The 15135-nt window shown below is 72.7% G+C and carries 13 protein-coding genes; 7 read left to right on the forward strand and 6 right to left on the reverse strand.

Annotated features, from left to right (window positions below; translation table 11 throughout):
* From ACWDSL_RS45905 to ACWDSL_RS45915, 3 genes are all read left to right on the forward strand, one after another.
* Window positions 1–1079 (forward strand): SGNH/GDSL hydrolase family protein (locus tag ACWDSL_RS45905; RefSeq protein ID WP_450494741.1); only part of this gene is annotated, 1079 nt, incomplete at its 5' end.
* Window positions 985–4596 (forward strand): hydantoinase B/oxoprolinase family protein, encoded by a 3612-nt coding sequence (locus tag ACWDSL_RS45910; RefSeq protein ID WP_450494742.1) that lies wholly within the window; start codon window positions 985–987, stop codon window positions 4594–4596. The genes ACWDSL_RS45905 and ACWDSL_RS45910, both read left to right, overlap by 95 nt.
* A 185-nt stretch (window positions 4597–4781) precedes the next feature.
* On the forward strand, window positions 4782–5111 hold the full coding sequence (locus ACWDSL_RS45915) for a WhiB family transcriptional regulator (protein ID WP_450494743.1): 330 nt from the start codon (window positions 4782–4784) through the stop codon (window positions 5109–5111).
* Between the two features lie 50 nt (window positions 5112–5161).
* On the opposite strand, the gene ACWDSL_RS45920 is transcribed toward ACWDSL_RS45915, so the two are convergent.
* Together ACWDSL_RS45920 and ACWDSL_RS45925 are read right to left on the reverse strand one after the other, a co-directional pair.
* Entirely contained in the window at window positions 5162–6097 is a 936-nt protein-coding gene (locus ACWDSL_RS45920) for a S1 family peptidase (protein ID WP_450494745.1), read from the reverse strand.
* Between the two features lie 221 nt (window positions 6098–6318).
* Complete coding sequence (locus ACWDSL_RS45925) at window positions 6319–6825, reverse strand: mycothiol transferase (protein ID WP_450494746.1); 507 nt, start codon at window positions 6823–6825, stop codon at window positions 6319–6321.
* A gap of 160 nt (window positions 6826–6985) precedes the next feature.
* Between ACWDSL_RS45925 and ACWDSL_RS45930 the strand changes: the two genes are divergently transcribed.
* Window positions 6986–8392: a S1 family peptidase gene (locus tag ACWDSL_RS45930; RefSeq protein ID WP_450494758.1), complete on the forward strand. Its 1407-nt coding sequence runs from the start codon at window positions 6986–6988 to the stop codon at window positions 8390–8392.
* 66 nt (window positions 8393–8458) lie between these two features.
* Here the strand turns inward: ACWDSL_RS45930 and ACWDSL_RS45935 are convergent, their stop codons facing one another.
* The 3 genes from ACWDSL_RS45935 to ACWDSL_RS45945 are packed head-to-tail and all read right to left on the reverse strand — an operon-like array spanning window position 8459 to window position 11285.
* The gene (locus tag ACWDSL_RS45935) at window positions 8459–8746 is read right to left on the reverse strand and encodes a DUF1876 domain-containing protein (protein WP_450494748.1); all 288 of its coding nucleotides are present in this window, start codon (window positions 8744–8746) and stop codon (window positions 8459–8461) included.
* Window positions 8747–8768: 22 nt separating this feature from the next.
* Window positions 8769–10166, reverse strand: a complete 1398-nt coding sequence (locus ACWDSL_RS45940) for a nicotinate phosphoribosyltransferase (RefSeq protein ID WP_450494749.1) — start codon at window positions 10164–10166, stop codon at window positions 8769–8771.
* Window positions 10167–10211: 45 nt separating this feature from the next.
* On the reverse strand, window positions 10212–11285 hold the full coding sequence (locus ACWDSL_RS45945; protein WP_450494751.1) for an acyltransferase family protein: 1074 nt from the start codon (window positions 11283–11285) through the stop codon (window positions 10212–10214).
* A 261-nt stretch (window positions 11286–11546) separates the two neighbouring features.
* On the opposite strand from ACWDSL_RS45945, the gene ACWDSL_RS45950 reads away from it, so the two are divergent.
* The gene (locus tag ACWDSL_RS45950; RefSeq protein WP_450494752.1) at window positions 11547–12458 is read left to right on the forward strand and encodes an endonuclease/exonuclease/phosphatase family protein; all 912 of its coding nucleotides are present in this window, start codon (window positions 11547–11549) and stop codon (window positions 12456–12458) included.
* A gap of 18 nt (window positions 12459–12476) precedes the next feature.
* Here the strand turns inward: ACWDSL_RS45950 and ACWDSL_RS45955 are convergent, their stop codons facing one another.
* Window positions 12477–13358: a LysR family transcriptional regulator gene (locus ACWDSL_RS45955; protein WP_450494754.1), complete on the reverse strand. Its 882-nt coding sequence runs from the start codon at window positions 13356–13358 to the stop codon at window positions 12477–12479.
* A gap of 123 nt (window positions 13359–13481) precedes the next feature.
* Between ACWDSL_RS45955 and ACWDSL_RS45960 the strand changes: the two genes are divergently transcribed.
* Window positions 13482–13850, forward strand: coding sequence for a YybH family protein (locus tag ACWDSL_RS45960; protein ID WP_450494755.1), 369 nt, complete (start codon window positions 13482–13484; stop codon window positions 13848–13850).
* Between the two features lie 2 nt (window positions 13851–13852).
* The gene (locus ACWDSL_RS45965) at window positions 13853–14989 is read left to right on the forward strand and encodes a flavin-dependent oxidoreductase (RefSeq protein WP_450494756.1); all 1137 of its coding nucleotides are present in this window, start codon (window positions 13853–13855) and stop codon (window positions 14987–14989) included.
* Window positions 14990–15135: the final 146 nt, after the last annotated feature.

Genomic DNA, 15135 nt, shown 5'->3' on the forward strand with positions numbered 1-15135 from the left:
CCGCGCAGCGGCCGCGGCCGCCGGGCCCGGCCGCCGTCGACTGCTCACCGCAGGTGCTGCGCTTCGCCGCGCTCGGCGACTCGCTGAGCGAAGGGATGGGCGACCCCGCGCCCGGCGGCGGGTGGCGCGGCTGGGCCGTACACCTGGCGGGCGGGCTCGCGCCCCGGCCGGGGGCCGTGGAGCTCGTCAACGTCTCCCGGAGCGGCGCGCTCTCCACCGACCTCGTCGACCGGCAGCTGGCCGCCGCCCGTGCCGCCCGGCCCCATCTCGCCTCGGTCGTGGCCGGCGCGAACGACACACTCCGGGCCGCGTTCGACATCCGGCGGGTCGCCGAAGCGCTTGACGCGGTCATCGGCACGCTGCGCGCCGACGGCGCCGTGGTGCTCACCGCATGTCTCCCCGACCCCGGCCGGATGCTGGGGCTGCCGGCGCCCCTCGCCCGGCCCCTGGCCCGCCGGATGCGCGCCGTGAACACCGTCGTGCACACGCTGTCCCGGCGGTACGAGGCCGTGCACGTACACCTCGCGGATCACTCCTGGGTCGAGGAGCGGGCGGCGTGGAGCGTGGACCGGCTGCATCCGAGCGAGCTCGGACACTGGTTGCTGGCGCGGGAGTTCCACGCCGCTCTCACCGCACACGGGCTGGCCACCGGCCATCCGCCCGCCGAGGCGCTCGACGGCTCGCCGCCCTCGCTGCTCTCCGGCGCCTGGTGGATGGCGACCCGCGGCACCCGCTGGGTCGCCGACCGCTGCACCGATCTGCTGCCGGACCTGCTCAAGCTGGCGGCGCTGGAATGCCGCCACGCCGTCCTGGGCACCGGCCATCGGCTCGACGCCCGGGACCGCCTGGAGACCCGCGCCGCCCTCGCGGCGATCACCCCGGACCGACCGCCCACCAACCCCACGGCACCGACCACGCCGACCACACCTGCCGGCCCGACCGGGCCGACCGGGCCATCCAGGCGAATGGGGCGACAATGGCGGGGTGACGACGGGACGCTGGGAGTTCTGGATCGACCGTGGCGGGACCTTCACGGACGTCGTGGGCAAGCGCCCCGACGGCCGTCTGGTGGCCCGTAAGCTGCTCTCGCACCACCCCGAGCGATACCGGGACGCGGCCGTCGCCGGTATCCGCCTGACGCTCGGACTCGCCCCCGACGAGCCCATCCCGGCGGACCGCGTCGCCGTCGTCAAGATGGGCACCACCGTCGCCACCAACGCCCTGCTGGAGCGTACAGGCGAGCCGACCGTCCTGGTCATCACCGAAGGCTTCCGGGACGCCCTGCGCATCGCGTACCAGAACCGCCCGCGCCTGTTCGACCGCCGGATCCTGCTGCCCGAGGCGCTGTACGGCCGGGTCGTCGAGGTGCCCGAGCGGGTGGACGCCCACGGCGGCGTGGTGCGCGAACTGGACCTGGACGCCACCGCACAGGCGCTGCGCGCCGCGCACCGGGACGGCTTCCGCAGCGCCGCCGTCGTGCTGGTGCACGGCTACCGCCACGCCGCGCATGAGCAGGCCGTCGGGGCGGTGGCCCGCGAGCTGGGCTTCACCCAGGTCAGCTGCTCACACGAGGTGAGCCCGCTGATGAAGCTGGTGTCCCGCGGCGACACCACCGTCGTCGACGCGTATCTCTCCCCGATCCTGCGCCGCTATGTCGAGGACGTGGCCGCCGAGCTGCGCGGCATCCGGCTGATGTTCATGCAGTCCAACGGCGGGCTGCGCGAGGCCTCGCACTTCCGCGGCAAGGACGCGGTGCTGTCCGGGCCCGCGGGCGGGGTGGTCGGCATGGTGCGCGCCTCCGGCGAGGCGGGCCACCACCGGGTCATCGGCTTCGACATGGGCGGCACCTCGACCGATGTGTCCCACTATGCGGGCGAGTTCGAGCGGGTCTTCGGCACCGAGGTGGCGGGGGTGCGGATGCGCGCCCCGATGATGAACATCCACACCGTCGCGGCGGGCGGCGGCTCGGTGCTCCACTTCGACGGGCGGCGCTATCGCGTGGGGCCCGACTCCGCCGGGGCCGTCCCGGGCCCGGCCTGCTACCGGCGCGGCGGCCCGCTGACCGTGACCGATGCGAATGTGATGCTCGGCCGTGTCCAGCCCGGCCACTTCCCGGCGGTCTTCGGCCCCCACGGCGATCAGCCCCTGGACGCGGAGACGGTGCGCACCCGCTTCGCGGCGCTCGCCGGCCGGATCGCGGAGGCGACGGGCGACCGGCGCGGACCGGAGGAGGTCGCGGCCGGTTTCCTGGACATCGCGGTGCTGGGCATGGCCAACGCCGTCAAGAAGATCTCCGTGCAGCGCGGCCACGACATCACCCGCTACGCCCTCACCAGCTTCGGCGGCGCGGGCGGCCAGCACGCATGCGCGGTGGCCGACGCCCTCGGCGTGACCACCGTGATCGTGCCGCCGCTCGCGGGCGTGCTCTCCGCGTACGGCATCGGCATGGCCGACGCCACCGCCATGCGGGAACAGGCCGTCGAGACGGAGCTGAGCGACGCCACCCTGCCGCGGGTGCGCGAGACCTGCGCGAAGCTGGAGACGCGGACGCGCGCCGAACTGCGCGCGGACGGCGTCCCCGAGGAGACCGTGACCACCTCGGCCCGGGTCCATCTGCGGTACGCGGGAACCGACTCCGCCATCCCCGTCCCCCTGGACACCGCCGAGGCGATGGCCGAGGAGTTCGTACGGGCGCATCGCGCGCGCTACGCCTTCACCATGGACAAGCCGCTCGTCGCCGAGGCGGTGTCGGTCGAGGCCGTCGGCGCGGCGGGCCCCACCGCGCCCACGGGCGGGTACGCGGACGGGCGGCCGGCCCGTACAGGCGGGCGCCCGGCCGCCACCGTGCGGATGTTCACCGAGGGGGCCTGGCGGGCCACCCTGCTGTACGAGCGCGCCGAGCTGCGCCCCGGCGACGCCGTCACCGGCCCGGCGATCATCGCCGAGGCGGACGCCACCACCGTCGTCGACCCCGGCTGGCGGGCCGCCGTCGGCGAGCACGGCCATCTGCTGCTCACCCGGGTGCGGCCGCGCCCGCGCACCGTGGCGGTCGGCACCGAGGTCGACCCGGTGATGTTGGAGGTGTTCAACAGCCTCTTCATGGCGATCGCCGAGCAGATGGGGCTGCGCCTGGAGAACACCGCCCACTCCGTGAACATCAAGGAGCGGCTGGACTTCTCCTGCGCCCTGTTCGACGCCGAGGGAAACCTGATCGCGAACGCCCCGCACATCCCGGTGCACCTCGGGTCCATGGGCGAGTCCATCAAGGAGGTGCTGCGGCGCAACGGGGACGCGATGCGGCCGGGCGATGTGTACGCCATCAACGACCCGTACCACGGCGGCACCCATCTGCCGGATGTCACCGTCGTCACCCCGGTCTTCGACGAGCAGGGGGCGGAGCTGCTGTTCCTCGTCGCCTCGCGCGGCCACCACGCCGAGATCGGCGGCATCACCCCCGGTTCGATGCCCGCCTTCAGCCGCCGGATCGAGGAGGAGGGCGTGCTCTTCGACAACTGGCTGCTGGTACGGGACGGCCGGCTGCGCGAGCGCGAGACCCGCGAGCTGCTGACCTCCGGCCCGTATCCGTCCCGCGCCCCCGACGCCAACCTCGCCGATCTACGGGCCCAGATCGCCGCCAACGAGAAGGGCATCCATGAACTGCGCCGGATGATCGGGCAGTTCGGCCTGGACGTCGTACACGCCTATATGGGACACGTGCAGGACAACGCCGAGGAGTCCGTGCGCCGTATCGTCCTGCACCTCAAGGACGGTTCGTGCCGCTACGAGACGGACAGCGGCGCGGTCATCGAGGTGGCCCTGCGGGTGGACCGCGCGGCGCGCGGGGCCGTGCTGGACTTCACCGGCACCTCACCGCAGCAGCCGGGCAACGCCAACGCGCCGAGCTCGGTGGTGATGGCGGCGGTGCTCTATGTCTTCCGGACGCTGGTGGCCGAGGACATCCCGCTCAACAGCGGCTGCCTCAAACCCCTGGAAGTCCGCATCCCCGAGGGATCGATGCTCGCGCCCGTCTTCCCGGCCGCCACGGTCGCGGGCAACGTGGAGACCTCACAGGCCGTCACCGGCGCGCTGTACGCGGCGCTGGCGGTGCAGGCCGAGGGCTCCGGCACGATGAACAACGTGACCTTCGGCAATGACCGTGTGCAGTACTACGAGACCGTCGCCAGCGGCTCGGGCGCCGGCGACGGCTTCGACGGCGCGGACGCCGTGCAGACCCATATGACCAACTCCCGACTGACCGACCCCGAGGTCCTGGAGTGGCGCTACCCGGTGCGCGTGGACGCCTTTGAAATGCGGCGCGGCAGCGGCGGCCGCGGCCGCTGGCGCGGCGGCCACGGCGTCACCCGGCGCATCCGCTTCCTGGAGCCGATGACCGTGGCGCTGCTGACCGGCCATCGGCGGATGCCTCCGTACGGCATGGCGGGCGGCGAGCCGGGCGCGTGCGGCGCGAACCTGATCGAGCGCGCCGACGGCTCGGTGGACCGGCTCGGCGGCTGCGACGCGGCCGAGGTCGGGGCGGGGGACGTACTCGTCGTCCACACGCCGGGAGGCGGCGGGTACGGGCGGCCGGGCGGCTGAAGCGCGGCGGCGGCCCCGCTGACGCCCCGTCACGACGGCGTCGGCCGCAGCCCGAAGATTCGTCGCCTCCACGGCAGTTTGCGGCCCCGGCCATGGGGGACTCGCCACCCGTCAAGCCCGCCCGGCCCGCCCGCTGCCGGACCGGGAGCGGGCCCGTATGGCGATCAGTAGCTGGAGGAGCGGCCATGGAGTGGTGGCGGTACGCCGCGTGCGTCGACGAGGATCCGGAGCTGTTCTTTCCCGTGGGCGTGGCCGGCCCGGCGGCCCAGGAGCAGCAGGCGCGGGCCAAGGGGGTCTGCGGCCGCTGCCCGGTGTGCGACGAGTGCCTGGAGTACGCGCTGAACATGAGGGTGAGCCACGGCGTATGGGGCGGCGCGGGTGAGGAGGAGCGCCGGGCGCTGCGCCGCCGGGCCCAGCGCCGGGTGCCCCCTCCCGGCGGTGGCCGACAGGGGGCACCCCCCAGCGGTGGCCGGCGGAGCGTCAGCTCGCCGGGCGGCGGCCGTCGGACGGGCTGACCGGCCGCCCGGGAGGGACGGCCGGCCGCCGCAGGCACGGGAGTCACGGTCTAAGGAATGGTCGCCCCGTGGTTGTTGAGCGCTTCGGTCACCGGCTGGAAGTACGTGACGCCGCCGGTCTGGCAGTTGCCTGAGCCGCCGGAGGTCAGGCCGATGGCGGTGTTGCCGGAGATGAGCGGCCCGCCGCTGTCCCCTGGCTCGGCACACACATTGGTCCTGATCATCTGGTAGACGACGTTGCCGTTGCCGTAGTTGACCGTGTAGTTGAGCCCGGTGACGGTGCCGCCGTGCAGCCCCGTGGTGCTGCCGCTGCGCTGGACGAGCATGCCCACGAAGGCGTTGCCGGCCCCGGTGATGGCGCGGTAGGTGCCGTTGTAGAGGTACACGTTGCTGGGGTGCGGCAACAGCGGGTTGGTGTACGAGATGTAGCCGTAGTCGTTGACCGGGAAGCTGGAGTAGGCCGTCGGGCCGATGGGCACGCCGAGCCTGGCGGACCAGTTCGGATAGCCGTTGGTGCAGTGACCGGCGGTCAGGATGTAGTACGAGGTCCCGATGTGCACATTGAACCCCGCCGAGCAGCGGAAGCCGCTGGACGAGTAGATCGGGTCCCCGCCGGAGAGCAGCTGGGTGATTCTGCCGCGGGTGCGCTGGATGTGCAGGGCGCCGCTGCTCGGGCCCGCCGCCTTCTTGAGCGTGGCGAGCTCGGAGGCCGAGACGGTGCTGTCGACGTCGACGCGGACCGAGCCGCTTTCCTCGTCGACGGCCCACGCGGTGCCCCCGACGTCCGCGGCGAGCATCGCGTCGCTCGCCGCCCTGAGCTCCGAGGCGCTGTACGCCGCCGCGGGGTCCGCGGCAGCGGCCCCCGGCGCGAGCAGCGCGAACACGGCGGCCAGACCCGCTATGAGGGCCGCCGTCCGCAGACGTGAAGCCGCGCGGGCGGGGCGGCTCGCCTGGCCGCTTCTGTGGACCGGGTGCTTGATCCTCACGACTGTCCTCCTGATGCCGGGGGAGAGGAGGCCCGCGCCGCGGCCGGTGTCCCGTGGCGGCGCGGGCCTCAGGGGGTGAATCCCTGCTGGCAACAGTGATGTCGGTATTCGCCTGGTACAAGGGTTGTTGGGCGGTACCGAGGGGTTGTGAGGAGTGTTCCGATCGCGGTGATTACGTCCGTGCCCCGGCGTACGCGCCGCCGCGTCACCCCCCCGCCGCGCTACCGCCGCCGCAGCACGCCGCGGATGAAGGCTGCCTGCCCGGCGTGCTGCAGATCGTCGGAGATGACGCTCACCAGCCGGACGCCCAGCGTCACCGGCGGGGTCCATGCCTCGTCCACGACGGCGTCCAGATCGGCGTCGCGCAGCCCCCGGACGTAGCCGATCGTGCGCTCGTGGACGGCGTCGTGGTACCCGAGGAGCAGCTTCGGGGGCACCCGGAGGGCGGCCACGTCCTTGGCCCGGTGCCCGTAGCCCGTCGCCGCCGCCGAGAACGGCAGTTCGAACCGTTCGTACCAGCCCTGCTCGGTCCAGACCTCTTCGGTCGCCGCGACCTCGGAGACATGGTCGTCCTGAACCCGTGTCAGGTGCCACACCAGCCAGGCGACGCTGTTGGCCTTGTCGTCGAGGCGGGTGGCCAGCTGGTCCACCGTCAGCCCCTTCACCGCTTCGTGAACCGTCTCCTGAACGCGGCCGAAGGCGTCGGCCAGGACCTCTGCGCTGTTCATTCTCACGATCGTAGGCCGCCCGATCGGGATTTCCGCGTCACTTGACGTCTCGGGTGAGCGAAACGGCGCCGTGGTCCGTATGGAAGGTGAAGCCTATGCCGTCCCGGCCCCCGCGGCCGGGGGCGGCGCCGTGCTGGAACGACGTTAAGGAGGCAGGGTGGTGGGACACACGCGGCGCAGGGCGCACCGTGTCGCACGCCTCGTGGCCATCGGGGCAGTGGTGTGCGGCGGCGTGATGGTCTCTCAGGCCGCGGCGGACGGATCGCCCGCCAACGGGTCCGGCGGCGATCCCACCCGGGTCCTCGGGGCGAGAGACACCCGGGACGCCGAGCTGGCGAGGACCCTGGTGGACAAGCTCGGCACCTCCCGTACGGCGGGCAGCTGGATCGGCTCCGACGGGCGGGCGGTGGTCGCGGTGACCGACGCGGAGGCGGCGGACCAGGTCAACCAGGCGGGCGCGCGGGCCAAGCAGGTGCGCTACAGCATGCGGCAGCTGCGCTCGGCGACCGAGACGCTGCGGGATGGGCCCCGGGTGGCCGGGACCGCGTGGGCGGTGGACGCCATGTCCAACGAGGTGGTGGTGCTCGGCGACAGCAGCGTCTCCGCCGACCAGTGGTCACGGATGAAGGGCGTGGCCTCGGGGATCGGCGGCGAGGTGCGCATGGAGCGGACCACCGGCTCCTTCACCACCCGGACCCTGGGCGCCGAGCCGATCTTCACCCAGGGCGGGCGCTGCTCGGCCGGTTTCAACGTCACCAACGGCCAGGCCGGGTTCATCCTGACCGCGGGCCACTGTGGTCCGAACGGCACCGCGTGGTTCGCGGACACGCAGGGGAACACCACCGTCGGCACGACGGTCAGAAGCGACTTCCCCGGCAGCGACTTCTCCTTGGTGCAGTACCAGAACACCTCGCTGGACCAGAGCAGCGTGCTGAACATCGGCAACGGGCAGACCGTACGGATCACCGGAGCCGCCGACCCGGTCGTCGGCCAGAAGGTGTTCCGCAGCGGCAGCACCTCGGGGCTGCGCACCGGCTCGGTGACCGCGCTGAACGCGACGGTGAACTACCCCGAGGGCACCGTCAGCGGGCTCATCCAGACCAATGTGTGCGCCGAGCCGGGCGACAGCGGGGGCCCGCTCTTCGCCCAGAACGTGGCGCTCGGGGTGACCTCCGGCGGCACCGGCGACTGCACCAGCGGAGGAGTGACCTTCTTCCAGCCGGTGACCAAGGCGCTGACCGCCCTCGGCGTGTCCCTCCCGAACGCCCCGGCGAGCGACGGGGAGGCGGCGGGTACGGCGTCCACCGCCCCGAACAACGGCTCGGACCCGGCCGCCCAGGGCGGAGCGGGCGGAGCTGGCGGTGCGGGTGGTCAGGGCAGCCAGGTGGGCCCGATCATCCCGGGCACCCAGGGCGACACCTCGTCGCTCGCCGGTGTCGTCGCGTACGCACAGAGCTTCGGCCCCGGGCTGGCGCTCATCGGCGCGGGACTCCTCGGCTTCCTGGCCACGCTGCTCATCCGGCCGGGCCGTCGCGGGTACCGGGGCTACTCCACGCGGTGGGGGTGAGGTCTCCCGGTCGGCGCGAGGGCGTGACGGTGCGGGGTGCCCGGCGCGGGTGCCCCGCCGCGCCGCTTACAGGGCCCACCCCGGCGCCGGACGGATCCGTGGCCGGTGCGTGGCGATCTCGCCCTCGATGTCCCGCTCCGCGGCGATCAGCAGCTGTTCGCCCAGGTCGTGCATGGCCCGCCCGGCCGCGAGCTCGTCGCCGATCTCCGGCACATCGGCGTCGTCGGGGCTGCACCGGGCGACGCCCCGGCCGGTGAACGAGGTTTCCTGCGTATCGAGCACCACGCGCGCCTTGGTCGTTCCCTGGTCCTCGTAGAGGTAGAGGTGAACCTTCCACTCCACTGTCTGCGGCATGGCCGACTCCTCACCTGATGTCTCATCTGATGGTGGTCCGGTGTGATCCGGACGCGGCTTGTTCGGGGCGTCCCGGCCGCGCGACGGCGCCGAGCTCACGGTCGATGCGGCCGCGCACCTCCTCGGCGAGCGCGGCCAGGCGCTCGGAGACGACGGGCCGCTGGGCGGCGGGGGCGCGGATCCGGCGGGCCGGGTGCGGGAGGTCCGCCAGGTCGGCGAGGAACCGCTGGTGGCTCTCCGCCAGGGTGGCGCGTTCGCGGGTGCGCTCGCCGCCGCGCATCACCGTCTCCAGGACCGGCCTGCCGTACGGGGCGGGGTCCTCGTCCGCGAGGCCGATCACATCCGGCTGCCCGGCGCGGCGGAAGATCTGCTTGGGGCCGGGGGCCGTGATCTTCGCCGCGGAGAGCTTCATCACCGGCCGCCCGTCGTACGCGACCAGCTTGTAGGCCGAGTCCAGGTACGGGGCGTCGGCGGAGACCCCGACGCGGGTGCCGACCGCGTAGATGTCGATGGGCGCCGCGGAGCGCACCAGATCCTCCACGGCGTACTCGTCCAGACCGCCGCTGACCACGATCCGCACCCCCTCCAGACCGGCGGCGTCGAGGATGGAGCGCGCCTGCCGGGCCAGCGGGCCGAGGTCCCCGCTGTCGAGCCGGATGGCCGAGCCCGGGGCCCGGGCGCCCCCGTCCAGGTCGCGCAGCACGCGCGCCGCCGTGCGGACTCCCGACTCGGTGTCGTACGTGTCCACCAGCAGCGTCAGCGGTCCTGGGTGGGTCCGGGCGAAGGCCCGGAAGGCGGCCTCCTCCGAGTCGAAGGCCTCGACGAACGAGTGGGCCATCGTGCCCACCGCGTGCATCCCCTCGGCGCGGGCGGCCGCCACATTGCTCGTCCCGGCGAATCCCACCATCCCGCCGAGCCGCGCCGCGTGGTAACCGGCCTCGGGCCCATGGGTGCGGCGCAGTGAGAAGTCGACCACAGGGCGCCCCGCCGCCGCGAGGACGCAGCGGGCGGCCTTCGAGGCGATCGCCGTCTGATGGTTGAGCCGGTTGAGCAGGTACGTCTCGACCAGCTGGGCCTCGGGCATCGGCGCGGTGACCTCCAGCAGGGGCTCCCCGGCGAGCACGACCCGGCCCTCGGGCACCGCCCGCACCTGGCCGGTGAACGCGAGGCCGAGCAGCGGGTGCAGCGCGTCGACCGGCCGCCCGAGCACCGCCGCGAAGTCCTCGACATCGTCGGGGCCGACGCGGAAGTCGGAGAGGAAGTCCAGTGCGGACTCCAGGCCCGCGCCGATCAGGAAGCCGCGGTCGGGTGGCAGATCGCGGACGAAGAGGCTGAAGGTGGCCGGACCGGTCATCCCCTCGTGCAGATAGGACATCGCCATCGTGACCTCGTAGAGGTCGGTGGTGGTCGCTTCGGACATCGTCGGCACCTCCTCAGTGCCTGTTTCGCACGGATATCACCCACTCTAATGAGTGCGCTGGAATGCCCAGGTCATCCGGGGTTCGACCAGGGGGCGGAAGACGCGCCGTACGGGGGCGGTGCACAGCAAGGTGATCATGGCGATCGCGGCGGCCGTGACCGTCAGCTCGCCGATGGGGGTGTGCAGCCAGGGATGGTCGTACCAGCCCCAGAAGCGGGACGACTTGATCACAAAGCCGTGCAGCAGATAGCCGTACATCGTTCCCGTGCCGAGCGTGGTGATCCACAGCTGCCGCCCCGGCACCCAGGCCAGGAAGACGGCCGTCAGCAGCAGCGCCAGCGCGAACAGCGCGGGTGTGGCGAACACCCCGGCCCAGTCCGGCACCCCCCGGCCCGCCACGCTTCCGCGGTGGTAGAACCACCCGGCGTCGATCCGTGGCGCCAGCGCGTACGCGGCGACCAGCGCACCGACGCCGACCGGCAGCGCCGCCAGCCGGACCCGCCGGGTGCGCAGCCGCGTGAAGTGCTCGGGACGCAGCTTCAGCCCCAGGACGAAGCAGGGCAGAAACGCCAGCACCCGCTGCAGGGCGAGATCGCCGCCCACCTCCGGTGAGACCGAGCCGAGCACGGCCAGGGCCAGCGCGATCGGCACCGGGTGGCGCAGGGCCAGCCACAGCGGTGTGGTGAGCCGCCAGATGAACAGCGCGACCAGGAACCACATCACATACCAGGGGTCGAGCAGGCTGATCGGATAGCCCGGGTCGTCCTGCGCCCAGCGGTAGAAGAGGGTGTACGCGACCTCGAAGACGATGTACGGCACCGCGACTCCGGTGAGGAGCCGCCGCACCCGCCCCGGTCCCAGGTCGAAACCGCGCGAGAAATAACCGGATATCAGCGCGAAGGCCGGCATATGGAAGGCGTACACCGTGAGATACACCGCGGTGACGGACCGGCTGCCGTAGGTGAGCGGTTCCCAGGCATGGCCGCAGGCCACCAGCACGATGGTGAGGTACTTCGCGTTGTCGAAGTACGGGTCGCGGACGCGGCTGGGGGCTCCGCCCTCTCGGGGCGGAGCGGCGGCCGGCGGCGGTTGCGTGCGTGTGGGGGTCTCCTGCTGCACTGAGTCTCCTGGCGCCTTTTGGTCGAGTCGTTTGATCGAAACGTGATCGGACCCGAGGGCGCCTGCCCGGCTCGGCCTCCTCCATGACAGATCACCGCGAGGAATTCGCCACGCGGAATTCACCACAAGGAGAGGCGCGAGGGGTGGCCCGGCGGCCATCCGCGGGTAGTTCTACGTTTCGAACCACGGTCACCGCAGGTCACTTCGCCCACACCGCGAGGCCCGAGACTCGAGGCCATCGCCGGATCTTACGGAGGAGCCATGCCCGCACCTGTGTTCAGCCGTCGCCACGGTATGCGCGCCGCGGCCGCCGCGGCCCTTGCCATGCCACTCGTCGTCCAGTCCGAGGGCGCCGCCGAGGCCGACTCCGGCCCGGAGCGCGACGCGCGGCTGCGCGTCATGACCTTCAACCTCCGCTTCGCCTCCGACACCGAGCCCAACTCCTGGGCGCAGCGCCGCCCCGCCATGCGGGAGCTGCTGCGCCGCGAGGCGCCCCAACTGCTGGGCACCCAGGAGGGGCTGTACGGCCAGCTGCGCGATATCGCCCACGATGCCAACCGGTCGGGGCTGCGCTACGACTGGCTGGGCACGGGAAGAGCGGGCGGCAGCCGTGATGAGTTCATGGCCGTCTTCTATGACACCAACCGGCTCGAACCGCTTGAGTACGACCACTTCTGGCTGTCCGACACCCCGTATGTGATCGGATCCAACACCTGGGGCGGGGCGGTGGTCCGTATGGTCACCTGGGTCCGCTTCCATGATCTGCATACCGGCGGGCAGTTCTACGCCCTCAACACCCACCTCGACCACCGCAGCCAGCCCGCCCGCGAGCGCGCCGCCGCCCTGATCGCCGAGCGGCTCGGTGGCCTCGACGCGGCCCTTCCCCGCATCGTCACCGGCGACTTCAACGTCGCCGCCCATGGCAACCCGGTCTACGACGCGATGCTGGGCGGCGGCACCCTCGTCGACTCCTGGGACGCGGCCGAGCGGCGCAGCGCGCAGTACGCGACCTTCCACGGCTACCGGCCGCTGGTCCCGGACGGCGACCGGATCGACTGGATCCTCACCTCGCCGACCGTGCGCACCCACTACGCGGCCATCAACCCCTACTCCCGGGACGGCCAGTTCCCCAGCGACCACCTGCCGGTGCAGGCGGTCATGCAGCTGCCCTGACCCTGCTCCAACCCTGCCCTAAGCCTGCCCGATGAGTTGCCGGGCGCGCCCGATCAGGGCGCGCGCGGCGGGGCTGACGGGGCCCTCGGCGCGCCAGGCGAACGCGAGGGCGCCGCGCAGCGCGGGGCGGGTGATGGTGAGGGCACACAGATCCTCGCGCCGCCGCACGACGCCCGAGGGCACGATCGCGATGCCCAGGCCGCGCGCCGCCAGCTCGGCGAGCACCGCGGGGGTGCCGGCCTCGAAGGCGATATGCGGGGTGAAACCAGCCGTGGCGCAGGCCTCGTCGAGCAGCGAGCGGATGCCCGCGCCCCGGGGCAGGGCGATCAGCACCCGGTCGCGCAGGGCGTCGAGCGGGATCGTCGACCGCTTCGCCAGTTCGTGGTCCCGGCTGACGGCCGCGACGATGGTGTCCTGAGTGACGACGTGGAGCTCGAGGCCCGGTGGCGGCGTGGTGCCGTAGGCGATGATGGCCGCGTCCAGCCGGCCGCCGCGCAGCGCGTCGACGAGCCCGTCGGAGCTGTCCGTGGTGAGGGTGATCTCCACGGCCGGGTGGTCCTCGTGGAACTCGGCCAGCAGTGTGGGCAGATCGACATTGTGGGAGGTCACCGTGCCGATGGCGACATGCCCGCGGACCAGCCCGGTCAGCTCCTCCACGGCGAGCCGCACCCCGGACACCGCCGAGAGCGCGGCCCGCGCGTAGGGCAGGACCGCCGCGCCCACCTCGGTCGGCCGCACCGAGCGCCCCGAGCGGTCGAGCAGTTCCTGCCCGAGCTCGTGCTCAAGGCGTTTGATCTGCGCGCTGACACCGGGCTGGGCCACATGAAGCCGCTCCGCCGCCCTGGTGAAGTTGGCCTCCTCCACCACGGCCACGAAGTATTCGAGCTGCCGGAGTTCCATAACGGCCGATGCTATAACGATTGCTTCTGGTGGGCAGCACAACCAGCTCTTGGACTTCTAGATCGCCGGGTCGCAGAGTGGAGGTGTCAGCAAGAGACAGAATGTGGGAGAGCAGGAGCAGCCATGACCGACCGGACCACCGCGCGCGAGCGCGCCACCGAGCCCGAAGACGTCACCCGCCTGTTCGTGGAGCGGGCCAACGCCGGTGACGTCGAAGGCCTTGCCGAGCTGTACGAACCCGATGCCGTGCTCGCCTTCCCGCCCGGGTCCCAGACCGTCGGCCGCGAGGCGATCCGGGCGGTGTTCGAGCAGATGCTGGCGCAGGTTCCGCGCTTCGAACAGGAACCGACGCTGCCGACCGTCCGCAACGGCGACCTCGCCGTCACCTCGACCCGGCCGGCCGACAACACCGGCGGGCGGGTCCAGGTCGTACGGCGGCAGCCCGACGGCAGCTGGCTGCGGATCATAGACCGGCCCGAGATCAGGGACTGACCGTGCGGGTGCTGATCGCGGGGGCCGGCATCGGCGGGCTGACCGCCGCCCTGAGCCTGCACGCCGCGGGGTTCGAGGCCACCGTGATCGAGGCCGTCCGCGAGCTGCGCCCCCTGGGCCTGGGCATCAATCTGCTGCCGCACGCCGTGGGGGAGCTGACCGCGCTCGGCCTCGGCGACGACCTCGCCCGGATCTCGGTCGCCACCGCCGAGAACGTGTACTGCGACCAGTTCGGGAAGGTGCTCTACACCGAGGAGCGCGGGCTCGCCGGTGGCTACCGGTGGCCGCAGTACTCCGTGCACCGCGGCCGGCTGCAGTCACTGCTGCTGGCCGCCGTACGCGACCGGCTCGGCCCGCACGCCGTACGCACCGGCACCCGGCTGCTGGGCTTCGAGCAGGACGCCGACGCGGTCCGGGTCCGGGTGCCCGGGGCCGAGATCGAGGCGGCGGTCCTGGTCGGCGCGGACGGTCTGCACTCGGCGGTGCGCGCGCGGCTGCACCCGGACCAGGGCCCGCTGCTGTGGTCGGGGGTGCGGATGTGGCGCGGGGCGGCCGAGGCCAGGCCGTTCCTCGGCGGCCGCTCGTCGGTGATCGCACGCGGCGCGGGCAACGTCGAACTGGTCGCCTATCCGATCGGCCCGTCCTTGATCAACTGGGTGGCCCTGGTGCCGGTGGCCGAGCCCGGGCCACTGCCCGGCGACGCCAACTGGAACACCCCTGGCCGGGCCGAGGAGGTGTTGCAGCACTTCGGCTCCTGGGACCTGGGCCGGCTCGACGTACCCGCGCTGATCGGCGACAGCCCGGCGATCCTCGAATACCCGATGGTCGACCGCGACCCCCTGCCGACCTGGGGCGAGGGGCGGGTCACCCTGCTCGGCGACGCCGCGCACCCCATGTACCCGGTCGGGGCCAACGGGGCGTCGCAGGCCATCGTCGACGCCCGGGTGCTGGCCGAGCAACTTGCTCTGGACTTTCCCTGGGGGCTGGCCGCCTATGAGAAGGCGCGCCGGGAGGCCACCGCCGCGGTCGTCGCCGCCAACCGGGAGATGCAGCGCACGGGGGACGCCCGGTCCCCGGAAGAACTCGCGCGGATCACGGCGACCTACCGACGCGCCACCCGCGCCGACCACCATCGCTGAAGAGCGCCACGTGGCCACCGTCGTCCCCGGCGCCCGCCACCGCGGCTGGTGGCAGGCGCCGGTGCCGAGTTTGCTCGAGATCCTGATCGTGCCGGCGGTGTTGCCCGTCTTGAGCAGGTACTTCTTGATGTTCTGGTGCAACGGGG

The sequence above is a fragment of the Streptomyces sp. NPDC000941 genome (genome assembly GCF_053599555.1).